Source organism: Mycobacterium sp. NGS41, assembly GCF_059812725.1.
In genome coordinates this window covers 34,233-56,188 of the sequence record NZ_JCALDF010000023.1, presented here as the reverse complement: position 1 = coordinate 56,188, position 21,956 = coordinate 34,233, and the positions used below count along the sequence as shown (strand labels likewise).

General features: G+C 65.9%; 16 protein-coding genes and 1 pseudogene. 12 read left to right on the top strand and 5 right to left on the bottom strand.

The genetic code is table 11. The features are described from left to right. Nucleotides 1-52 precede the first annotated feature (52 nt). Nucleotides 53-379, top strand: a complete 327-nt coding sequence (locus tag AC5Y21_RS19045) for a YciI family protein (RefSeq protein ID WP_499914652.1) — start codon at nt 53-55, stop codon at nt 377-379. Nucleotides 380-392: 13 nt separating this feature from the next. Here the strand turns inward: AC5Y21_RS19045 and AC5Y21_RS19040 are convergent, their stop codons facing one another. Continuing rightward, the gene (locus tag AC5Y21_RS19040; protein WP_499914650.1) at nt 393-1,037 is read right to left on the bottom strand and encodes a nitroreductase family protein; all 645 of its coding nucleotides are present in this window, start codon (nt 1,035-1,037) and stop codon (nt 393-395) included. A 23-nt stretch (nt 1,038-1,060) separates the two neighbouring features. Between AC5Y21_RS19040 and AC5Y21_RS19035 the strand changes: the two genes are divergently transcribed. Next, nucleotides 1,061-1,471, top strand: coding sequence for a TIGR03667 family PPOX class F420-dependent oxidoreductase (locus tag AC5Y21_RS19035; RefSeq protein WP_499914648.1), 411 nt, complete (start codon nt 1,061-1,063; stop codon nt 1,469-1,471). A 79-nt stretch (nt 1,472-1,550) separates the two neighbouring features. Here the strand turns inward: AC5Y21_RS19035 and AC5Y21_RS19030 are convergent, their stop codons facing one another. After that, nucleotides 1,551-4,844 carry an error-prone DNA polymerase gene (locus tag AC5Y21_RS19030; RefSeq protein WP_499914646.1) on the bottom strand — a complete coding sequence of 1,098 codons (3,294 nt, stop codon included), beginning with the start codon at nt 4,842-4,844 and terminating at the stop codon, nt 1,551-1,553. 152 nt (nt 4,845-4,996) lie between these two features. On the opposite strand from AC5Y21_RS19030, the gene AC5Y21_RS19025 reads away from it, so the two are divergent. Then, nucleotides 4,997-6,328: a wax ester/triacylglycerol synthase domain-containing protein gene (locus AC5Y21_RS19025; protein ID WP_499914644.1), complete on the top strand. Its 1,332-nt coding sequence runs from the start codon at nt 4,997-4,999 to the stop codon at nt 6,326-6,328. A gap of 49 nt (nt 6,329-6,377) precedes the next feature. After that, nucleotides 6,378-7,544, top strand: coding sequence for a trehalose-phosphatase (gene otsB, locus AC5Y21_RS19020; RefSeq protein ID WP_499914642.1), 1,167 nt, complete (start codon nt 6,378-6,380; stop codon nt 7,542-7,544). A gap of 136 nt (nt 7,545-7,680) precedes the next feature. Here the strand turns inward: otsB and AC5Y21_RS19015 are convergent, their stop codons facing one another. Further along, on the bottom strand, nt 7,681-8,553 hold the full coding sequence (locus tag AC5Y21_RS19015; RefSeq protein WP_499914640.1) for a MaoC/PaaZ C-terminal domain-containing protein: 873 nt from the start codon (nt 8,551-8,553) through the stop codon (nt 7,681-7,683). A gap of 94 nt (nt 8,554-8,647) precedes the next feature. Here AC5Y21_RS19015 and AC5Y21_RS19010 point away from each other — a divergent pair, with 94 nt between their 5' ends. From AC5Y21_RS19010 to AC5Y21_RS19000, 3 genes are all read left to right on the top strand, one after another. Beyond that, nucleotides 8,648-9,376, top strand: a complete 729-nt coding sequence (locus tag AC5Y21_RS19010) for a histidine phosphatase family protein (RefSeq protein WP_499914638.1) — start codon at nt 8,648-8,650, stop codon at nt 9,374-9,376. A gap of 55 nt (nt 9,377-9,431) precedes the next feature. After that, nucleotides 9,432-11,447, top strand: a complete 2,016-nt coding sequence (locus AC5Y21_RS19005) for an SDR family oxidoreductase (protein WP_499914636.1) — start codon at nt 9,432-9,434, stop codon at nt 11,445-11,447. A gap of 62 nt (nt 11,448-11,509) precedes the next feature. Further along, nucleotides 11,510-12,238: a 2OG-Fe dioxygenase family protein gene (locus AC5Y21_RS19000; RefSeq protein ID WP_499914697.1), complete on the top strand. Its 729-nt coding sequence runs from the start codon at nt 11,510-11,512 to the stop codon at nt 12,236-12,238. 17 nt (nt 12,239-12,255) lie between these two features. Here AC5Y21_RS19000 and AC5Y21_RS18995 read toward each other — a convergent pair. Then, nucleotides 12,256-12,960: pseudogene (locus AC5Y21_RS18995) on the bottom strand (DUF222 domain-containing protein); the annotation flags it as partial. 357 nt (nt 12,961-13,317) lie between these two features. Here AC5Y21_RS18995 and AC5Y21_RS18990 point away from each other — a divergent pair. Then, nucleotides 13,318-14,262 carry a nucleoside hydrolase gene (locus AC5Y21_RS18990; protein WP_499914634.1) on the top strand — a complete coding sequence of 315 codons (945 nt, stop codon included), beginning with the start codon at nt 13,318-13,320 and terminating at the stop codon, nt 14,260-14,262. Nucleotides 14,263-14,303: 41 nt separating this feature from the next. Further along, nucleotides 14,304-14,780 carry a hypothetical protein gene (locus AC5Y21_RS18985; protein WP_499914632.1) on the top strand — a complete coding sequence of 159 codons (477 nt, stop codon included), beginning with the start codon at nt 14,304-14,306 and terminating at the stop codon, nt 14,778-14,780. Here AC5Y21_RS18985 and AC5Y21_RS18980 read toward each other — a convergent pair. Then, nucleotides 14,743-15,855, bottom strand: a complete 1,113-nt coding sequence (locus AC5Y21_RS18980) for an enolase C-terminal domain-like protein (RefSeq protein WP_499914630.1) — start codon at nt 15,853-15,855, stop codon at nt 14,743-14,745. The two genes, AC5Y21_RS18985 and AC5Y21_RS18980, sit on opposite strands and share 38 nt — an antisense overlap. Before the next feature lie 45 nt (nt 15,856-15,900). Between AC5Y21_RS18980 and AC5Y21_RS18975 the strand changes: the two genes are divergently transcribed. From AC5Y21_RS18975 to AC5Y21_RS18965, 3 genes are all read left to right on the top strand, one after another. Then, entirely contained in the window at nt 15,901-17,694 is a 1,794-nt protein-coding gene (locus AC5Y21_RS18975) for a glycoside hydrolase family 15 protein (RefSeq protein ID WP_499914628.1), read from the top strand. A gap of 52 nt (nt 17,695-17,746) precedes the next feature. After that, nucleotides 17,747-20,896: an FAD-binding and (Fe-S)-binding domain-containing protein gene (locus tag AC5Y21_RS18970; protein ID WP_499914626.1), complete on the top strand. Its 3,150-nt coding sequence runs from the start codon at nt 17,747-17,749 to the stop codon at nt 20,894-20,896. 128 nt (nt 20,897-21,024) lie between these two features. Continuing rightward, nucleotides 21,025-21,915, top strand: a complete 891-nt coding sequence (locus tag AC5Y21_RS18965; protein ID WP_499914624.1) for a cyclopropane mycolic acid synthase family methyltransferase — start codon at nt 21,025-21,027, stop codon at nt 21,913-21,915. The last annotated feature ends 41 nt before the right edge of the window (nt 21,916-21,956 follow it).

The following is a 21,956-nucleotide window of genomic DNA, read 5'->3' as shown; positions in this document are numbered from 1 at the left end:
TATCGGCGTCTGGACGAGTCGTTATTGATAGAAGCCAACTAACGGAGGTGGCATGGCCAGGTTCATCACGATTGGATACGGCGACGAAGCCGGATATCACCGCGTCAGCGACGAATGCAAAAGGGTCGCGCACGCCCGCGACGACGAGCTCAGTGCAGCCGGCGCGGTCATCGGAACCGTCGGCCAGCCCGTGCAAGTGCGCAATCCGGAAGGCGCCGGTGTGCGGGTAGAGCAAGGCCCCTTCCTGCAATCAGCACTACCGATCGCGGGATTTGCGCTGCTCGACGCCGAAGATCTCGATACAGCGATCGAGCGAGTCAGTCAAACTCCCTGCGCTATGGCGTATGGAGTCGTCGAGATTTGGCCGCTGGCGATGTGACCTTGTTCCGCGTTTACCAGGCGTTCCAGTGCGTCAGGCGCTCGGCGGGCAGCCGCTTGGCCGGCCGGAAGTCGGTGCCCTTGGTGTAGGCGATCGGAAACAGCCCGCCCTGGCTGTACTCGTCGTAGGGAATGCCGAGCACGTCGGCGGCCTGCCGCTCGCCGTCGCCAAGCAGGTGCAGCGTCGTCCAGCACGAGCCCAGGCCGCGCGAGCGCAGTGCCAGGCAGAAGCTCCAGACCGCCGGGAACAGCGACGCCCAGAACGACACACCGCCCATCGGCTGCTCGTCTCCCCGACCGTATATACAGGGGATCATCAGCACCGGCGCCTCGTGCATGTGCTCGGCCAGATAGGTCGCGGAGTCGCGGACCCGCCCCATCTGCTCGCCGCGGGTGTCGCCCTCGGCGTACTGCGGTGTGGGCGAGCTGAGGTAGCCGCGGGCATTGGCCAGGTATATGTCGCCGAGCGCCTTGCGTTTTCCGGCGTCCTCGACGAACACCCACTGCCAGCCCTGCGCGTTGGAACCGGTGGGTGCCTGCAGTGCCAGATCCAGGCATTCCATCAGGACGTCGCGGGACACCGGCTTATCGAAGTCGAGGCGTTTGCGGACCGAGCGGGTTGTGGTCAGAACTTCGTCGACGGACAGGTTGAGGCTCATGAAAGGGAGGCTACCGTTACGTCATGAGCGTCGAACTGACACAAGAGGTTTCCAGCAGACTCACTTCGGACCACTACGGATGGCTGACCACGGTCGCGAAATCGGGACAGCCGGTGCCGCGGCTGATCTGGTTCTACTTCGACGGAGCCACGCTGCGGGTGTACTCGATGCCGCAGGCCGCAAAAGTCGGCCACATCAAGGCCCGTCCGCAGGTGAGCCTGAACCTGGATTCCGACGGCAACGGCGGCGGCATCATTGCCATCGGCGGCACCGCGGCGATAGACGCCACCGATGTCGATTGCCGGGACGACGAGCCGTACTGGGCCAAGTACCGCGACGCGGCCGCGAAATTCGGCCTGACCGAGGCGATCGCCGGTTTCAGCACCCGGCTGACCATCACCCCGACCAAGGTGTGGACCACGCCCACGGGTTAGTCATATCTTCGGCGAGCGTGCGTGTTTGTACGCAACACGCCGGGTGTTGTCGGCATTCTGCGCACGCTCGGTGAGGCTGTCAGCGGAAGTCACGGGACTTCGATCCGACGCTGAGGGAGATGCGGCCCATCCGCTCGGCCACGACGGTGATCGCGCCGCTGGCGTTTTGGACCTGACCGCGGATCAGCACCGCCGGCGCGGTGTGCGCCAGTTTGCGGTGTCGCGACCACACCCCCGGCGTGCAGAGCACGTTGACCATCCCGGTCTCGTCCTCGAGGTTGAGAAACGTCATCCCCTGGGCAGTTCCGGGTCGCTGCCGGTGTGTCACCGCACCGGCGATCAGCACCCGGTCACCGTCGGGCACCGATCCGAGCTCGCCGGCGGGAACCACTCCCATCGCGTCCAGGTCCGCCCGCAGGAACTGCGTGGGGTAACTGTCCGGGGAGATGCCGGTGGCCCACACGTCGGCGGCGGCCAGCTCCAGCTCGCTCATCCCCGGCAAGGCCGGGACATGCGACGACGAGCCCACCCCGGGTAGCCGATCCGGCCGCTGGGTGGCCGCGGCGCCGGCCGCCCACAGCCCCTCCCGTCGCGACATCCCGAAGCAGCCCAGCGCTCCGGCCGTCGCCAGCGCTTCGGTCTGCGGCACGCTCAGTTGCAGCCGCGACGTCAGGTCCAGCAGCGAAGCGAACGGGCCGTTGGCTTTTCGCTCCTCGACCAGCATCTCTGCCAGGTCGTCGCCGATCTGGCGAACGGCGCCCAGGCCGAGGCGGACCTCCATACCCGAGTTCTCCAAAGTGGCATGCGCCAGGCTCGCGTTGACGCATGGGCCGTGTACCAGCACGCCGTGCCGGCGGGCGTCAGCAACCAGCGACTGTGGCGAATAGAAGCCCATCGGCTGGGCCCGCAGCAGCGCGGCGCAAAACGCCGCGGGGTGATGCAGCTTGAACCACGACGAGTAGAACACCAGCGACGCGAAGGACAGCGCGTGACTCTCCGGGAAGCCGAAGTTAGCGAATGCTTCCAGCTTTTCGTAGATGCAGTCGATCACCTCGTCGGAAGCCCCGTGCAGCGCGCGCATGCCGTCGTAGAACCGGCCGCGCAGCCGTTGCATGCGTTCGGCCGAACGCTTGGACCCCATGGCCCGTCTCAGCTGGTCGGCTTCGGCGGCGGAGAACCCGGCGCAGTCGACCGCGAGCTGCATCAGCTGCTCCTGAAAAAGCGGTACTCCCAGCGTCTTCCGCAATGCCGGCGCCATGGACGGGTGGTCGTACACCACAGGGTCGAGACCGTTGCGGCGGCGGATGTACGGATGCACCGACCCGCCCTGGATGGGCCCGGGACGGATCAGCGCGACCTCCACCACCAGGTCGTAGAACATCCGCGGCCGCAACCGCGGCAACGTGGCCATCTGCGCGCGCGACTCCACCTGGAACACTCCGACGGAATCGGCGCGCGACAGCATCTCGTACACCGCCGGCTCGGAGAGGTCGAGTTTGGCCAGGTCCACGTCGATGCCCTTGTGCTCCGCCACCAAATCCTTCGCATAGTGCAATGCGGAAAGCATGCCCAGCCCCAACAGGTCGAACTTCACCAAACCTATTGCGGCACAGTCGTCTTTGTCCCACTGCAGGACGCTGCGATTTTCCATGCGCGCCCACTCGACCGGGCACACGTCGGCGATCGGGCGATCGCAGATCACCATGCCGCCGGAATGGATGCCCATATGCCGTGGCAGATTCCGGATCTGGGTCGCCAGGTCGATCACCTGCTCTGGAATGTCCTCGATATCGGCTGAGTCGGCCAGCCCGTTCCAGTGGCTGATCTGCTTGCTCCACGCGTCCTGCTGGCCCTGCGAGAAGCCCAGGGCGCGGGCCATGTCGCGCACCGCAATCCGGCCCCGATAGGTGATGACGTTGGCGACCTGGGCGGCGTAGTCACGGCCGTATTTGTCGTAGACATACTGGATGACCTTTTCCCGCTGGTCCGACTCGATGTCGATGTCGATGTCGGGCGGCCCATCGCGGGCGGGTGAGAGGAAGCGCTCGAACAACAGTTCGTTGGCTATCGGGTCGACGGCTGTGACACCGAGGGCATAACAGACCGCGGAATTGGCCGCCGACCCCCTGCCCTGACACAGGATATTGTTCTCCCGACAGAACCGGGTGATGTCGTGCACCACCAGGAAGTAGCCCGGAAATTGCAGCTGTGCAATGACTTTCAGCTCATGCTCGATCTGAGCATAAGCGCGCGACGCCGCCCCGGCCGGCCCGTAGCGGTCCTGCGCGCCCGCCATGACCAACCAACGCAACCAGCTGTCCTCCGTGTGCCCGTCGGGTACGTCAAAGGGCGGCAACTGCGGTGCGATGAGCGCCAGCCCGAACGCGCACTGCTCGCCGAGCTCGGCGGCGGCGCTGACCGCCTCGGGACACCAAGCGAACAGCCGGGCCATCTCCTCGCCGGACCGCAGATGCGATCCGCCCAGCGGGGCCAGCCACCCGGCTGCCGAATCCAGCGAATGCCGGGCCCGGATCGCGCCCATCGCCATGGCCAGCCGTCCCCGCGACGGATGCGCGAAATGTGCTGCGGTGGTGGCGACGACGCCGACGCCGAAGCGCGGCGCCAGCCCGGCCAGCGCCGCATTGCGTTCGTCGTCCAGCGGCTGACCGTGATGGGTCAACTCGATACTGACCCGGCCGGCGCTGAACCGGTCCACCAAGTCGGCCAGCGCCCGCTCCGCGGCTTCCGGGCCTTGTGAAAGCCCCTGACGCACAGTGCCTTTCCGGCATCCGGTCAGAATGTGCCAATGTCCGCCGGCCGCCTCGGTCAGCGCATCCAGGTCGTAGCGCGGTTTGCCCTTCTCGCCGCCGGCCAGATGCGCCACGGCCAGCTGCCGCGACAGCCGCCGGTAGCCTTCCGGGCCGCGAGCCAGCACCAGCAGGTGCGGGCCGGGCGGATCCGGCTGTTCGGTGCGCACACCAGACCCCAGCGACAGCTCCGCGCCGAACACCGTCCGCACATCGAGTTCTGCGGCGGCTTCGGCGAACCGCACCGCTCCATACAGGCCGTCGTGGTCGGTCAGCGCCAGGGCACGCAGATCCAGCCGGGCAGCCTCTTCGACCAGCTCTTCCGGCGTGCTGGCCCCGTCCAGGAAGCTGAACGCCGAATGCGCATGCAGCTCGGCATACGCGACGGACGAGCGGACCACCCGGTCCTCGTGCGGGGGCTGGTAGGTCGGGCGTCCGCGCGACAGAGGTGCTTCCGCTAGGACTTCTGGGGTACCGGCCGCGACCGGCGCACCGGCATGGCGCGGCTTGCTGTCGAGCACCCGCTCCATCTCCGCCCAACTCGGCGGCCCGTTATGCCATCCCACGTCACCCAGTATATCGAAAGTATGTTCGAATAAATCCCTGGGTTGTTAAACAATCTTCAACTGCAAAACATGCTCTTAACCTGGGAGACCTATCGGACAGGTGTGCAACGCCGGATACTTGTACGGATCAAAACCGACGGCGGGACTCGGCAATGGGACAACTGACGACATCGGACACGGGCTTTCTAAGGGCTCTGGATCCGGATCCGCACGCCAGCCTGGCCAACGGCGCGGTCGCCGTCGTCAACGGGGACGTGCCCGACTACGGGCGGTTCAAAAGTCTGCTCGCCGAACGGATCGAGTCAATACCGCAGTGCACCCACGTGCTGCGGTCGGATTGGATTGACTACCCGGCATTCGACATCAGCCATCACGTGCAACGGGTAGCGCTCCCGCAACCGGGCGACGACGCGGAATTGTTCCGGGCAATTGCCCGCGCCCTGGAGCGTCCCCTCGACCCCGACCGTCCGCCGTGGGAGTGCTGGGTCATCGAGGGCCTGGAAGACAACCAGTGGGCGATCCTGATGAAGATTCACCACGGAATGGCCGACAGCGGCATCACGGCGGCCCACCTCCTCAGCAGGCTCTGCGACGACGCTGACAACGACGTGTTCGCCAATCACGCGGGCGTTCAACAGGTTTCACCGACCGACGCTCGGAGTTGTGCCGACGCCCTGTGGCAGGTCTCTGCGGGCAAAGTCGCCAAGGCCGTGGAAACTGCCGTCGAGGCGATCTGGCCGTGGGCACGGACTGCCTGGTCGGGGCCGACGGCTGCAATCACCATGCGGCAGTACCACACGGTGCGAGTTCGGATCGCCGACGTCGACAGGATCTGCCGCAAATTCGGCGTCACCGGCAACGATGTCGCGCTGGCCGCCGTCACCGAGGGCTTCCGGACGCTGCTGCTGCATCGCGGCGAACAACCGCGTGCGGATTCACTGCGCACCCTGTCGCCCTTGCTGCCGTATCTGCCCGTCGACCACGATGATCCGGTCCAGCGACTACGGCTGGTGCACAGTCGGATGCGGGCCAAGCCACGCGTCCAGCACCAACCCGGCATCCTGGAATCGACGCTCGGTTGCCTACCAATTCCACTGCGTACTAAGGCGATTCAACTGCTGACTCAGCTGCCGCAGCGCCGCGTCGTGACACTGGCGACCAGCGTGCCCGGGCCTCGCCACCGGTTGCGGTTGATGGGCCAAAGCTTGGAGCGGCTATTGCCCATCCCGCCGACGGCATTGCAACTGAGCACCGGGGTCGCGGTGCTGAGCTACGGCGACGAGTTGGTGTTCGGCATCACCGCCGACTACGACGCCGCACCGGATGTCCAGCGACTTGCCGACGGCATCGAGTCGGGCATGGCCCGGCTGCTGGCGCTCAGCCAGAACTCGGTCCTACTGTTCACCAAGGACCGCCGCAGGCGTTCATCCGGCGGCCCGCCACGCCGCCCGCAGTCTTCCTCGACGGCACGCGCCCGACGCTGAGCCCGCCCATCCCCCTACACGGGGTTGCCCACCGTGAGAAGGTGGGTCAATGCCGGTCACCATCGACCCGCGCCGCCACGACGCGGTGCTGTTCGACACCACGTTGAACTCCACCCAGGTGCTGATCCGGCAGTTGCAGGACGTCGGGATCGGCACCGGTGTCTTCGCGTCGGACGAGAGCTGCCAGGAGGCTCTGTCCGAGGCGGCTCACCAGCTTTCGGTGCGACCGGGACGCTGTGTCGTCGTCGCCCATGACGAGGGCGGCACCGGCGCGGCGCGAGAGAGCGGATTCGCTCTGGTGATCGGTGTCGACCAGACCGGTCACCGCGACGCATTGCGCAGTCACGGCGCCGACACGGTCGTCGCCGACTTGGCGGAAATCGACGTTCGGACCGGAGACCGGCGAATGTCGCAGCTTCCCGACGCGCTGCAGGCTCTCGGCCTGGCCGAGGTCCTGATGGCCCGGCAGCCCGCGGTGTTCTTCGATTTCGACGGCACGCTGTCCGACATCGTCGAGGATCCCGATTCGGCCAGGCCCGCCGCCGGAGCGGCGGAGGCACTGCAGAAGCTGGCCGCGCATTGCCCGGTCGCGGTGCTGTCCGGCCGCGACCTCGCGGACGTGACCGACCGCGTCGGGCTGCCCGGCATCTGGTACGCCGGCAGCCACGGGTTCGAGTTGACCGCACCGGACGGAACCCATCACCAAAACGACGCCGCCGCGGCGGCCATACCGGTGTTGGCGGAGGCGGCCGCCCAGCTGCGCGACCAGCTCGGTCCGATAACCGGTGTTGTGGTGGAGCACAAGCGGTTTGGCGTGGCCGTGCACTACCGCAACGCCGCGCGTGACCGGGTGGGTGAGGTGGCCGCGGCGGTACGTGCGGCGGGCCGGCGCGAGTCGCTTCGGGTGACGACGGGCCGTGAAGTCATCGAGCTGCGACCCGATATCGACTGGGACAAGGGGAAGACGCTGCGCTGGGTGATCGATCATCTGCACAGTGCGGGTTCGGGCCCGCTGACGCCCATCTATCTCGGCGACGACATCACCGACGAGGACGCGTTCGACGCGGTGCGCCACGACGGTGTCCCAATTGTGGTGCGGCACAACGACGACGGTGACCGTGCCACCGCGGCGCTGTTCGCCCTGGACAGTCCGGCGCGGGTGAGCGAGTTCACCGAGCGACTGGCACGACAGCTCGGCAGTCGTGAAAGTGCGTAGATATCGGCAGCTGTCGAGTCTGCGTTCACGGCGTCGCGCCTGCGTCCAGGGCGCGACTTTCGGTCATTCACACGCCCTCACCGCAGCTTCGCTGCTCCTTGCGAGTTGACAGGCTCGATCTCGCCGCTAGCCGGGACTAGCTCTCCGCGTATTCGACCGCGCCGTCGTCGAGCACCACTCGAGGCTCGCCGCCGTCGGCGCCGTCAACCACCGTGCGATATACCGCCTTGCCGGGTTCGGTACGCCAGATCAGGGTGGTTAGTGTCTCGCCGGGAAACACCGGGGAGGTGAAGCGCGCGGCGATCGAGGTGATTTTGGTGGCGTCGCCCTTGCCGAGTTCGGCGACCAGCGCCCGGCCCGACACCCCGTAAGTGCACAGTCCGTGCAGGATCGGCTTGGGGAAACCGGCCATCTCCCGGGCAAACCAGGGATCGCTGTGCAGCGGGTTGCGGTCGCCGGACAGCCGGTAGATCAGCGTCTGGTCCTCGCGGGTGGGTAGCGCAATTCGCGCGTCGGGCTCGCGGTCGGGAAATTCCGGTGCGACCGGCCGCTCGCCCGGCTGCCCCCCGAACCCGCCTTCCTTGCGGATGACCAGGGTGGTCAGGGTTTCCGCGACGAGCTCACCAGATTCCGGATCACTGCCTTTGCCGCGCAGCACGATGATCGCGTTCTTACCCTCGCCCTTGTCTTGGATGTCGGCGACCTCGGTGACGACCGAGAGTTTGCCGGCGGGCGGCAGGGGTGCGTGCACACGTATCGTCTGGGATCCGTGTAACAGCAAGGCCCAGTTGAACGTTCCGATCTTGGCGGCAGCCCCGAACGCCGGGCAGCAGATCACCGCATACGTGGGCAGCACCTGCTGGGTGATGCCATGGCTGTTTTCGGTGGTGAACTGCAGGTCCTCGGTGCCGGCGCCGACACCGAGCGCGTAGAGAATCGTGTCCCGGTCGGTCCATTCGAACAACATCGGCTCGGTCACCGCGCCGACGGCATTCGGGTCAATCGCCATACGAGTCTCCTCTCGATTCCAAATTCGAGCATTTTCTGCACCCAACCATCGCAAACCCTTCACACCGACCCCATCGGCAGGGCAGGCTATCGCCATGCGTAACCGCACCTTGGTCTGGAAAACGGCGGCGGTGCTCGCCGCAACGGTAGTCGTCGGTGCCTGCGGCGGTGGAGAACCGCAGGCGCACAACATCACGTTGACCTTCATCCGCAACGCGCAGTCACAGGCCAACGCCGACGGCATCATCGACACCAGCATGCCCGGCCCCGGTCTCAGTGAAGAGGGTCAAGGACAGGCCCAGCAGCTGGTGCACAAGATCGTCCACAAAGATGTTGACAGCATCTACTCCTCCGAGATGTCGGAAGCGCAGCAGACCGCCGCACCGCTGGCCAGCGAACTCGGAAAGCAAGCCCAGGTCCTGCCTGGCCTGCAGTCAATCAATGCCGGCTGGTTCAACGGCAAACCCGAGTCGATGGCTAATTCAACGTACATGTTGGCGCCGGTCGACTGGATCAACGGCGATGTCGGAAACAAAATCCCGGGGGCGAAAACCGAGAGCGGCAAAGATTTGAGCGGGAAAGATTTCAATGACCGCTTCACCGCGGCGATCAAGAAGATCTACGAGAGCAACCACAGCAAGCCGCTGGTGGTGTCCCAGGGCACGGCGATCATGGTCTGGACGCTGATGAACGTGAAGAACCCCAAGACCACCCTGCTGACCAGCCACCCACTGCCCAACATCGGCAAGGTGGTGATCACCGGCAACCCGAGCAGCGGCTGGACGCTGGTGGATTGGGACGGCATCCGCGAATTCACCAGTTGATCGAACAGATCACACACGGTTGACGGGGGCGGTTGCCAGCCGCCACCATGGCTGAATGCGGTATGTCGTTACCGGCGGTACCGGGTTTATCGGGCGCCGCGTCGTGTCTCGTTTGTTGGCCGCCAAACCCGACGCCGCGGTGTGGGTGCTGGTCCGCCGCCAGTCGCTGGGCCGCTTCGAGCGCCTGGCAGTGGAGTGGGGCGACCGGGCCAAGCCGCTGGTCGGCGAGCTGCCTGAGCTCGAGCTGACTGAGCAGACCATCGCCGAACTGGGCCAGATAGACCATCTGGTGCATTGCGCGGCGATTTACGACATGACCGTCGGCGAGGCCGAGCAGCGCGCGGCCAACGTCGAGGGCACCCGCGCCGTCCTGCAGCTGGCGCGTCGGCTTGGCGCGGTGTTTCACCACGTCTCGTCGATCGCCGTGGCCGGCGACTTCGCCGGCGAGTACACCGAGGACGACTTCGACGTCGGCCAGCACCTGCCGACTCCGTATCACCGGACCAAGTTCGAGGCGGAGTCGCTGGTGCGCTCCACACCGGGACTGCGTTACCGCATCTACCGCCCCGCGGTCGTGGTGGGTGATTCGCGCACCGGCGAGATGGACAAGATCGACGGGCCGTACTACTTCTTCGGGGTGCTGTCGACGCTGACTGTGTTACCCAAGTTCACGCCGATCATGTTGCCCGACACCGGACGCACCAACATCGTCCCGGTCGACTATGTGGTCGACGCGCTCGTCGCCCTGATGCATGCTCCCGGTCGCGACGGGCAGACGTTCCATCTGACCGCACCGAAAACCATTGGGCTGCGCGGTATTTACCGCGGGATCGCCGACACGGCGGGTCTGCCGAAGCTGCGCGGGGCGCTGCCCCGCTCGATGGCCACCTCGGTGCTCAAGGTGAGCGGCCGCGCCAAGGTGCTGCGGAACATGGGGGCCACCCAGCTGGGAATCCCCGCCGAGATTTTGGACGTCGTCGACCTGGTACCCACGTTCGTCAGCGATGAGACCCAGATGGCATTGCAGGGCACCGGGATCGAAGTGCCTGAGTTCGGCAGCTACGCGCCGAAGCTGTGGCGGTACTGGGCCGAGCACCTCGATCCCGACCGGGCCCGGCGCAACGATCCAAAAGGACCGCTGCAGGGCCGGCACGTCATTATCACCGGCGCCTCCAGCGGGATCGGCCGGGCTTCGGCGATCGCGGTCGCCGAGCGGGGGGCGACGGTGTTCGCGCTGGCCCGTAACGCCGAGGCGCTGGACACGCTGATCGCCGAGATCCGCGCGAACGGCGGGCAGGCGTACGCGTTTACCTGTGATGTCACTGATTCCACGTCGGTGGAGCACACGGTCAAAGACATCCTGGGCCGCTTCGACCACGTCGACTACCTGGTAAACAACGCCGGCCGGTCGATACGGCGCTCGGTGGTCAACTCCACCGACCGGCTGCACGATTACGAACGGGTGATGGCGGTCAACTACTTTGGCGCGGTACGGATGGTGCTGGCGCTGCTGCCACACTGGCGAGAACGCCGGTTCGGTCACGTCGTCAACGTCTCCAGCGCCGGTGTGCAGGCCCGCAATCCGAAGTACAGCTCGTACCTGCCGTCCAAAGCGGCGTTAGATGCCTTCTCCGACGTGGTCTCCTCCGAGACGCTGTCCGACCACATCACTTTCACCAACATCCACATGCCGCTGGTGCGCACACCGATGATCGCGCCCTCGAAGCGGCTCAACCCGGTGCCGGCGATCAGCGCCGAGCGTGCGGCGGCAATGGTGGTACGCGGGTTGGTGGAGAAGCCGGTGCGGATCGACACCCCGATGGGCACGCTCGCCGACGTCGGCCACTACTTCACGCCGCGAATTTCGCGGCGAATTCTGCATCAGCTGTATCTGGGGTATCCCGATTCGCCCGCCGCGCGCGGAGTGGCCGAACCTACCGGCTCCCCCAAATCCACTGCCACCCAACCGCTTCAACGTCGTCCCAAGCGTCCTACCCGGGCTGCCGCACGGGTGGCGGTGCCTAAGCCAGTCAAGCGGCTGGTGCGGTTGGTGCCCGGGGTGCACTGGTAGATCCGCGAGCGCTGGTGCGTTTTAGCGGCACGGGATCGCGGTACTCGGGCGCTGTGACGGGGATTCTCTGCGATCAGCCGACGGATGCCGACCCGGTAGCGGTCGCGATCCAGCGGCTCGCCGCGACGGGTGTGTCCTTGATTGGCTCGTTCGGGGTGACGCGAAGCCTAGGGGCGGACCGGGAGGTGTGGACTCGATTCGCCCGGCACTGGGAGGAATTGGCGCCCGACCCCTACGCCGCCGAGTTGGGGATACAGCGGCGACGCCGGTACGGCCGGTACCTGTTGCGCGACGGGGTGGCGCAGCCGATGCCCACCGAGGTCTTCGTCCAGCCGGAGAACAGCAACCCCCTCTACATCGACCGGGATCGCCACTTCGAGCCGCTGACCGACGCGTTCACCAGCGACCCGGTGCTGCACGGATTGGTGCAAATGCTGTTCCGAGCCGCCGCGGCCCTGGACGACGTGGCCGAATGGAACGTCAAGGTGCATCCGTTCCGCATCCAAGCCCCTGCCGACGGCGACGGCCGGCCCACGCCGGAGGGCCTGCACCGCGACGGTGTCACGCTGGTGTCGTCGCTGCTGGTGGCACGACGCAATGCGCTTGGCGGCGAAAGCACGGTATGCGACCTCAACGACCGCACCTTGATGACCACAACGCTGGAAGAGCCCGGCACGCTGCTGCTGGGCGACGACCGTCGCACTCGGCACGGCGTCTCGCCGATCCGGCCGATCGACGGCTCGGGACCGGCGGTGCGTGACGTCCTGGTGATCACCTTCGCGTCGCGCTGACGTCTCTGGCCGAGGCGCTGCCCGTGCGGGCGCCGGGCCGCCTCGGCGTCCCACCCGGCCTCGACCAGACGCAGAAACGCCTCCGCGGTGCTAGGAAACGGCAATGAATAATCTGCTGGGCGCCCATGGTCCTCGCGATCGAGTTTCCACTCGGCGACCAGCGCATCACGATGAGACTGCAAGGCGGCGTCGAACTTCGCGGCCTCATGGTGGGGAACTGTGATCCGGTAGCAGCTGCCCCGCTCGTTGGTGGTCTTGGTGACCGAGCGCTCGGGCTCGAGTCGAGGTTCGGGTTCGGGTCGCGGTTCCAGCTTCAAAGCGGTACGCAGCTGATTGACCGACGCCACGCTGGCCAGCGCCGCGTAGTGCTCATCGGATCCCTCGCCGGCCCGCCCCGCGATGACCCCGACCTGATCCAGCGACAATCGCCCCTCCCGCATGCCCTTCGCGCAGCGGGGAAACGCCTTCAGCCGACCCGCGACGGTGGCGATCGTGTGGGCGGTTGCCGGCGAGCAGCCGGTCTTCCAGGCCACCAACGCCGGCACCGACCGCGCGCCGGTGACACCGCACAATTCGTCGCGATCGATCTCGGCGACGATCTCAACGAGGCGCCCGTCAATCGCGTTGCGCTGACCGGTCAACTCCGCCAACTCCTCGAACAGCACCTCAAGACGCTCGCCAGGACTCACCGCCACCGCGCCAGCGGATGCGATCGAAGACATAACGCCATCATCGCAGCCACCTACGACAAATCCCGGCCGCCAGATCCCCGCTGGGCTTCCACCATTTGAGTGACTGCCGCACCTGAGGTTGAGACATGCCCTGCGCGATCTGCTCGGTGATGTCGGCCTTCAGCCCCGGCTGGATCGCGTGCGGGCGCAAGGCGTTCCGAAGACGCTCCAGGCTCCCCGGCGATACAGGCTCTGGATGTTCAAAGGCGCCACCCGCAGCGTCTGCCACCTGGATCAACGAGCCTCGCGAACCGGAAGAACTACCACCCGACTGGACACCCGATCCCCCCGATCCAATGCCCGACGACCCGCCGTTCTAGACGGTCAATCGGGCGTACCCTTACCGCGGTGAACGTAGTTTTCGCCGATGTCGACACGGGCATTGACGACGCGATGGCGTTGATCTTCCTGCTGGCTAGTTCTGACGCCAAGCTGGTGGGCATCGCCTCGACGGGCGGCAATATTTCAGTTGACCAGGTGTGCGCGAACAACCTTGGTTTGCTCGAATTGTGCCGTGCCGCAGACATACCCGTGTCCAGAGGGGCTGACGACCCACTGTGCGGCGAGTGGCCCGATCACGCAAATTTCCATGGCCCCAAGGGTTTAGGCTATGCCGAGCTGCCACCGACCGACCGCCGGATCACCGGCCACGACGCCGTAACCGCCTGGGTCGAGACGGCGCATGCTCACCCCGGGGAGCTCATCGGTCTGGTAACCGGTCCGCTGACCAACCTGGCCCTGGCGGTCCGCGCCGAACCCGCGCTGCCGACGATGTTGCGCCGCCTGGTGATCATGGGCGGCGACTTCGGCGCGACTGCCGACGCCACCGCCGAGTGGAACATCAGGGTGGACCCCGAAGCGGCGGCCGAGGTATTCACCGCATGGGCGGGCCACCAACAACTTCCAATCTTGTGCGGTTTGAACGTGACTCGCAAACTCGCGATGACACCGGAGAAGCTCGCCACGCTGATGTCCGCCGCAGGCCAATCCCCTTTGACCCAGGTAATCAAGGACGCGATGCGGTTCTACTTCGAGTCGCACGCGGCTCGCGGCCACGGCTATCTGGCGTACATGCACGATCCCCTCGCCGCCGCGGTCGCACTGGACCCGGAGTTGCTGGCGGTCGAGCCGGCGACCGTCAAGGTCAAACTTGCGGAGCCGCGCGGCATGACGGTCGCCGACTGGTCAGGGAGCCGAGAACCCAACGCGCAGATCGGAACTGACGTCGACCCCGCGCAGTTCTTCGACCGCTACATCGAACGGGTCGCGCCGTTCGCCCGCAGGCTGAGCTGAATGCCCGATTGGAGTCAACGGGATGCGGGCACATAAAGCCCATGAACCTTCGTCGAATCGAGCTGCTGCGCGCGGGATGGGGTGTTGTGCTGCTGGCCGTTCCCGGCCTGGTGCTCACGTCGATGCGCGGGGTGCAAGTCGATCGCCGGGCGCTCGTCATCACCCGCATCCTCGGAGCGCGCCACCTCGTCCAGGCATTGTCGTCGGGAATCAATCCCAGCCCCGAAGTGCTTGCCGCCGGTGTCTGGGTCGATACCGTGCACTCGATGACAGCGTTGGGTCTGGCGACGTTGGACCGGAACCGAATTCAGGGTGGTGTCGCCGACAGCGTCGTTGCGGCGTTGTGGGCGGGAATGGGTTGGCGCCACCTGCACAGCGGCAGACTCCAGACGACGCCGATCAGCTGGCGTGATCGGATGGCCTACCTGGTAATCGGCAATCTGCCCGGCGGTCGCGCATTGATGGCGCAAGCACGCCAGATCAGGCAACCCGGAACTGCTCAAGGTCTGCGTGCTTGACGGTCAAGCCATGCCCGGGTGCCGTCCGATCCGGACGCAGCAGGCCGCCCGGCTCGGGCTCGATGACCCCGTCGAACGCCAGCCCCTCTAACCGCACGTGGTCGTGGAAGTACTCCAGATGGCGCAGATGCCACACGGCGGTACCGACGTGGGCGCTGATCTGCGGGGCGCAGTGCAGTGAGAGGTCCATGCCGCGCGCATCGCACAGTGCGGCGACCTTGAGGACACCGGTGATACCGAGGGCGCGGGTGACGTCGGCCTGCAGACAGTCCACCGCCCCGGCCGCCAGCATCTGGTGGAAATACGGCAGGTGATAGCCGTATTCGCCGGCAGTGATGTCCATGCCGGCCGGGCCGTGCTCGCAGAGCTGGCGCAGACCGTCGAGATCGTCAGAGCTCACCGGCTCTTCGAACCACCGCACGTCGTACCCGGCGTAGCGCTCGGCCCACAGCAGCGCCTGTTTGCGTTGGTAGGCGCCGTTGGCGTCGACGAACAACTCGACGTCGTCGCCGATCGCCGACCGGGCGGCTGCGACCCGGCCGAGGTCGGCATCCGGGTCGCGGCCGACTTTCATCTTGACGCGGGGAATACCGGCCTGCACCCAGCCGGACAGCTGCTTGCACAGGGTGTCGTTGTCGTACGACGTGAACCCACCGCTGCCGTAGACCGGTGTGGCGTCGTGGACAGCGCCCAGCGCAACGACGAGCGGCTCGTCCAAAAGGCGGGCCCGCAAATCCCACATCGCGATGTCGACCGCCGAAATCGCCAGGGAGACCACTCCCGGCTTGCCCAGGTTGCGGATCGCGTGCTGCATCTGCGCCCACCGGGCCGGGGGTTGTAAGGCATCTGCGCCTTTGACGACATCGGCCAGCTTGGAGTCCACGACGGTCGCCACGGAGGTGCCCCCGTAGGTGTAACCCGTTCCGACCTGGCCGCCGGCTCGCACGGTCACCAAAACGAAGGTGGTCGAGTCCCAGGCCAGGGTGCCGTCCGACTCGGGCGCGTCAGTGGGGATCGAGTAGGCGGAGGCCTCGACCGATTGAACAGGGACCGGTTCGCCCGCATGCAATGTCATGCCCGGGTGACTACCCGCCAGATAAACGGGGTATGCCCGCATCCAGTGAAAGACCGGAACGACAGACCAACGCTAGCCGAACTGGCTCCGCCGCACGTCCTTCGCGAATACGCGCTGCTCGCCGACGGGGAACGCGGGATCGTTGTAGGGCCGCGCGGGGACTGCTGCTGGATGTGCGTGCCGCACTGGGACAGTCCCGCAGTCTTCAGTTCGCTGCTTGGCGGTGGCGGCGTTTACGCAGTCCACCCCGATCACCCACGGTTCGTCTGGGGCGGCCGATACGAAGAGCGGTCGCTGATTTGGCTGTCGCGCTGGGTGACCGCCGACGGCATCGTCGAATGCCGTGAGGCCCTGGCGTTTCCCGGCGATCCACACACCGCGGTAGTGCTGCGCCGCATTCGCGCCTTCGACCGGCCGATCGCGATGCGCGTCGGACTCGACGTGCGCGCCGACTACGGCGCCAAGCACATGCGCCAACTCTCCTGCGACGACGGGGTGTGGACGGGAAGGTCGGGACCGCACCGCTTTCGCTGGACAGGCGCCGGCGACGCCACCCGCCGCGACGACGGCTCGCTGCAGATGGTTGTCAAGGTGACCCCGGGCCATGACCACGACCTGGTCCTGGAACTATCCGATCAGGAACTACCCACCGAAGCCGCGCGGCCCAACGACGCCTGGCGGAACACCGAAAGTGCCTGGGCGCAAGCCGTTCCGGCGTTCTCCGGCACGCTGGCCGATTCCGACACGCAGGCCGCCTACGCGGTACTCCGCGGGATGACCAGCAGCGGTGGGGGGATGGTGGCCGCGGCCACCATGTCACTACCGGAACGAGCCGAGCAAGGCCGCAACTACGACTACCGCTATTGCTGGATCCGCGACCAGTGCTATGCCGGGCAGGCAGTCGCCGCCGCGGGTGCCCATCCCCTGCTCGATGACGCCGTCCGCTTCGTCAGCGAGCGCATCCTTGCCGACGGCCCCGACCTCAAGCCGGCCTACTGCATTACCGGCGACGCACCACCTGAAGAAGACGATCTCAAGCTGCCGGGCTATCCAGGCGCCGCCGTCAAGACCGGCAATTGGGTAACGGACCAATTCCAGCTGGACGCATTCGGCGAAGCACTACTGTTGCTGGCCAGCGCCGCTCGGCTGGACCGTCTGGAGAAAGTGCACTGGCAAACCGTTGACACGCTGGTCCGGGCGATCGAACAACGGTGGCGCGAACCGGACGCCGGAATCTGGGAGGTCGACGAGCGGCGTTGGGCACATTCGCGGCTGATTTGTGCGGCAGGACTGCGGCGCATCGGTGAGGTGGCGCCCGCGCGCCAAGGCTCCGAATGGCAGCGTCTGGCCGATCTGCTTGTGAGCGACACGAATTCGGACTGCCTGCATCCCAGCGGGAGATGGCAACGCGCGCCGGATGATTCGCGGATCGACGCGGCGTTGCTGACGGCGTCGATTCGAGGCGCCATCCCAGTCAGCGATCCGCGCAGCGTCGCCACCCTGGAGGCCGTGCGATCCGACCTTGGCCGGCATGGTTTCGTCTACCGCTTCCGCCCCGACGAGCGGCCGCTCGGCGAGGCCGAAGGCGCTTTCCTGCTCTGTGGATTCATGATGGCGTTGGCCGATCATCAGCAGGGCAACGAGCTGGCGGCCGTTCGCTGGTTCGAACGCAATCGCACTGCGTGCGGTCCACCTGGTCTGTTCACCGAAGAATTCGACGTAGCGCAGCGTCAATTGCGCGGCAACTTACCCCAGGCCTTCGTGCATGCGCTGATGTTCGAAGCCTCGCATCGGCTCGCCGATACCAGCGGGCCGCCGGTGGGCACCGGAACCGGATGATGCGGCACTCTCAGCCGGTTTGACCGGCGTCGCGGCGGGTAGACCACCGATCGTGGCCATCGAGCAGGTGCGGACCATCCCCGCCCGGCGGGATACGCGCCTCGCCGCCAGGATGGAAACTGTCGACAAAGTCAACGTGACCGGCCTGGAAAACCAACTCCGCCGCCACGTCACCGGCGAAGTGCGGTTCGACACGGCAACATTGGCGATGTACGCCAACGACGCATCGAACTTCCGCCAGGTGCCGATCGGCGTCGTCGTCCCAAAGACGCTCTACGACGTCGTTGCCACTGTCCAGGCCTGCCATGCGTATCGCGCGCCGGTGCTGTGCCGCGGCGGAGGGACAAGCCTGTCCGGGGAAACGGTGAATGTCGCTGTCGTCATCGACTTTTCGAAGTACCTCACCGACATCATCGACATCGACCCGCGGCATCGCCTGGCAACCGTGCAAACCGGAGTGATCAACGAACAGCTTAACAAGGCCACCGGTGAATACGGGCTGGTGTTCGGACCTGACCCGTCGTCGCATTCCCGATGCACCTTGGGCGGCAACATCGGCAACAACTCGTGCGGAGTGCATTCGATCCAGTCGCATCTGTACGGGCCTGGACCGCGCACCTCCGACAACACGCACGCACTGGATATCGTCACCTATGACGGCGCGCGATTCACGGTCGGCGTCAACGAGGAAAAGGACCTCGACGCCATCATCGCGGCCGGCGGTCGCAAAGGCGAAATTTATGCGGCACTGCGAGATTTGCGCGACGAGTACGCAGACGACATCCGCAATGGATATCCGTCTGTCGACGAGCTGCCCCGACGGGTGTCTGGCTACAACCTCGACGAGCTGCTGCCTGAAAAGGGTTTCAACGTCGCACGATCGCTGGTCGGCACCGAAAGCACCTGCGCGGTGGCGCTGACCGCGACAGTGATGCTGACACCGGCGATGATCCATCGCACCCTGGTGGTGATCCAATACGACTCGCTCGGCGAAGCGGGCGATGCGGTGCCGGACCTGATGGCTTGGCAGCCGATCGGTCTTGAGGCCGTCGACCACATGCTCGTCCACGACCAGGAACTGACCGGCACCAACGCCGTCGGCCGAGCAGCGCTGCCCAGGCCGAAATCGACCGGGGCATGGGTGTTTATGCAGTTCGGGTCCGACGAGCCCCGCGAATCACCGCGCCGCGCCGAGGAATTCGCAAGGTGGTTGCGAAAGAAGAAGGGGTACGACGACGATCGCATCGTTGTTGCCCACAGCAAGCAGGACGGCGGCAACAGCGACGAGCTGTGGTCGATCCGGGAAGCCGGACTGGGGTCGACGGCGTTTCCGGCCGACAGCGGCGACCACTGGCCGGGCTGGGAGGACTCCGCCGTGCCGCCGCGGCGGGTCGGCGACTATCTGCGCGATCTGCAGCAGCTCTACTCCGACCACGGTCTGCGCTGCGCCATGTACGGCCACCTCGGCGAAGGCTGCATCCACTCCCGCATCAACTTCGACCTGCGTCATAAGGACGGGCTGGTCAATTACCGCAACTTCATGGAGGCCGCCGGTGACTTGGTCGCGTCGTATGGCGGGTCGATGTCCGGTGAGCACGGCGACGGGCAACAGCGCGCTGAATTGCTCGGCAAGCAGTACGGTCCACGGTTGATGGAAGCGATGCGCAAGTTCAAGCTGATCTGGGACCCACAGTGGAAGATGAACCCGGGCAAGGTGATAGACCCGTATCGCTTCGACGAGAACCTCAAGCTCGGCACCGACTACAACCCCGCTCGGCCCAAGGTGAAGTTTGCCTACCCAGAGGACGGCGGCGATTTCTCGCATGCGGCGCTGCGCTGCGTGGGCGTCGGCAAATGCCGGGTGCCCGACGCGCAGATGACCATGTGTCCGAGTTATCAGGTGACGCGGGAAGAAAAACACTCCACCCGCGGTCGCGCGCGACTGTTGTTCGAGATGCTGCGCGGCGAGGTGATCACCGACGGCTGGCAGTCGAATGAGGTCGCCGACGCGTTGGACCTGTGCCTGGCCTGCAAGGGCTGCACCAGCGACTGCCCGGTTGACGTCGACATTCCCACCTACAAAGCGGAGTTCCTCTACCACCACTTCCGATCACTGCGCCGCTGGCGTCCGCGCTACGCCTACGCATTCGGCTTCATCGACCAAGCCGCACGGTTGGCCAGCGCCATGCCGGAGTTGGCGAACTTCGCCACCCAGACACCGGGTCTTTCCGGAATCGCCAAGGCGGTCGCCGGGATCGACCGGCATAGGCCGTTGCCCACCTTTGCGCCGATGACGCTGCAGCAGTGGTTCGCCCAGCGGCCGGTCGTCAACGCCGGCGGCCCTCGGGTGATCTTGTTCCCCGACACCTTCAACAACCGTCTGCACACCGATGTCGGGGTGGCGTGTGTCGAGGCAATCGAGGCGGCCGGCTGGCGGGTCGTCATGCCGATGGGGCATATTTGCTGCGGTCGCCCGCTGTACGACTACGGCTTCCTCGATGTCGCGCAGCGTTACCTGCAGCATGTGCTGGAACGGCTGCGCAGCGAAATACGTGCCGGCACACCGGTCGTCGGCATGGAGCCCAGCTGCCTGGCCGTCTTCAAAGATGAACTCAAGAAGCTCATGCCGCACGACGACGACGCGGATCGGTTGGCGCGCAACAGCTATCACTTCGCGCAGTTCCTGGCGGAGTTCGACGTGGAGCTGCCCACGGTGTCCGATGCGCGGGCGCTGTTGTGGGGCCACTGCCACCAGCGAGCTACCGGCGGTGTCGATGCCGACCAGCAGGTCCTGCAGAAAATGGGTATCGACGTGCAACCAGTGTCGGGCGGGTGCTGCGGCCTGGCCGGTTCCTGGGGATTCGAGCAAGGCAAGTACCAGCTGTCGCTGGACTGCGGCGAACAGGCACTGCTGCCGGCGATCCGGAAGAATCCGAATGCCTTGGTGGTGGCCAACGGATTCTCCTGCCAGACGCAGATCAGCGACTCGGGTGCGGCGGACGCGCTGCACCTTGGCCAGGTCATGGCCATGGCCAACGCCTCGGCTGAAATCCGGTCCGCCACTCCCCCAAGCCGCCCCGCGCCGCCGTCCCGGACTCGCGCGGCCCGGGTGGCCGTTCCGACCGCAGCTGCCGCGCTAGCCACCCTGGGGGGTACGGCCTTAGCCGGAAAGCTCTGGTCCGCGAGGAGGCCGCACTCCTAGCAAACTGGGCATGCCGCAAGCAATCGGGAGATACTGAAGTCTGCGTAAATTGCCCGTTTGAGCGCGAAGTCAATGGGCATTCATGAGCGTGTCTGACGGCTGGGCCCGGCGAGCGAAAGGGGGCAAAGATGCCTGATCCCGAACTGAAGCCGAATGTCGAGCACATCCAGTCGCACTATGACCGGTCCAACGAGTTCTTCCGGCTCTGGCTCGACCCGACCATGACCTACAGCTGCGCGTACTTCGAGCGCGACGACATGACCCTGGAAGAGGCGCAGCGGGCCAAGATCGATCTGTCGCTGGGCAAGCTCGGCTTGCAGCCGGGCATGACGCTGCTCGACATAGGCTGCGGCTGGGGCTCCACCATGCGCCGCGCGATCGAGAAGTACGACGTCAACGTGATCGGGCTGACCTTGAGCGAAAACCAGTTAGCCCACAACAAGCAGAAATTCGCCGAGATGGACAGCCCACGGTCCAAGGAGGTACGGCTGCAGGGCTGGGAGCAGTTCGACGAACCGGTCGACCGCATTGTGTCGCTGGGCGCCTTCGAACACTTCGCCGACGGCATCGGCCGGTTTGACCGCTACGACGACTTCTTCAAGATGTGCTACAACGTCTTGCCCGACGATGGTGTGATGCTGCTGCACTCGATCGTGGTGCCCAGCGCCGAGGAGGTCGCGCAACTCGGGCTGAAGACGACGATGTCGCTGGTGCGGTTCATCCGATTCATCCTGACCGAGATCTTCCCCGGCGGCCGGTTGCCGATGATATCGATCGTGGACGAACACGCAACCCGAGCCGGCTTCGAAATCACCCGCCACCACCGGATCGGGTCGAACTACGTGCGCACCCTGGACACCTGGGCCAAAACGCTGGAAGCGCACAAGGACGAGGCGATTGCGCTCCAGTCCGACAAGGTCTACGACACCTACATGCACTACCTGACCGGCTGTCGCGAGCTGTTCCGCGAGGGCTATACCGACGTTTGCCAATTCACCATGGAAAAGCCGGCCGCGTAACCGTCCTGGCCATGCCGCCTGCGCATGGCGCTGGACTTCAC

Coding starts and splice junctions, on each gene's coding strand:
- AC5Y21_RS19045 (WP_499914652.1), top strand. CDS start 53: ATGGCCAGGTTCATCACGATTGGATACGGCGACGAAGCCGGATATCAC.
- AC5Y21_RS19040 (WP_499914650.1), bottom strand. CDS start 1,037: ATGAGCCTCAACCTGTCCGTCGACGAAGTTCTGACCACAACCCGCTCG.
- AC5Y21_RS19035 (WP_499914648.1), top strand. CDS start 1,061: ATGAGCGTCGAACTGACACAAGAGGTTTCCAGCAGACTCACTTCGGAC.
- AC5Y21_RS19025 (WP_499914644.1), top strand. CDS start 4,997: ATGGGACAACTGACGACATCGGACACGGGCTTTCTAAGGGCTCTGGAT.
- otsB (WP_499914642.1), top strand. CDS start 6,378: ATGCCGGTCACCATCGACCCGCGCCGCCACGACGCGGTGCTGTTCGAC.
- AC5Y21_RS19015 (WP_499914640.1), bottom strand. CDS start 8,553: ATGGCGATTGACCCGAATGCCGTCGGCGCGGTGACCGAGCCGATGTTG.
- AC5Y21_RS19010 (WP_499914638.1), top strand. CDS start 8,648: ATGCGTAACCGCACCTTGGTCTGGAAAACGGCGGCGGTGCTCGCCGCA.
- AC5Y21_RS19005 (WP_499914636.1), top strand. CDS start 9,432: ATGCGGTATGTCGTTACCGGCGGTACCGGGTTTATCGGGCGCCGCGTC.
- AC5Y21_RS18985 (WP_499914632.1), top strand. CDS start 14,304: ATGAACCTTCGTCGAATCGAGCTGCTGCGCGCGGGATGGGGTGTTGTG.
- AC5Y21_RS18980 (WP_499914630.1), bottom strand. CDS start 15,855: ATGACATTGCATGCGGGCGAACCGGTCCCTGTTCAATCGGTCGAGGCC.
- AC5Y21_RS18965 (WP_499914624.1), top strand. CDS start 21,025: ATGCCTGATCCCGAACTGAAGCCGAATGTCGAGCACATCCAGTCGCAC.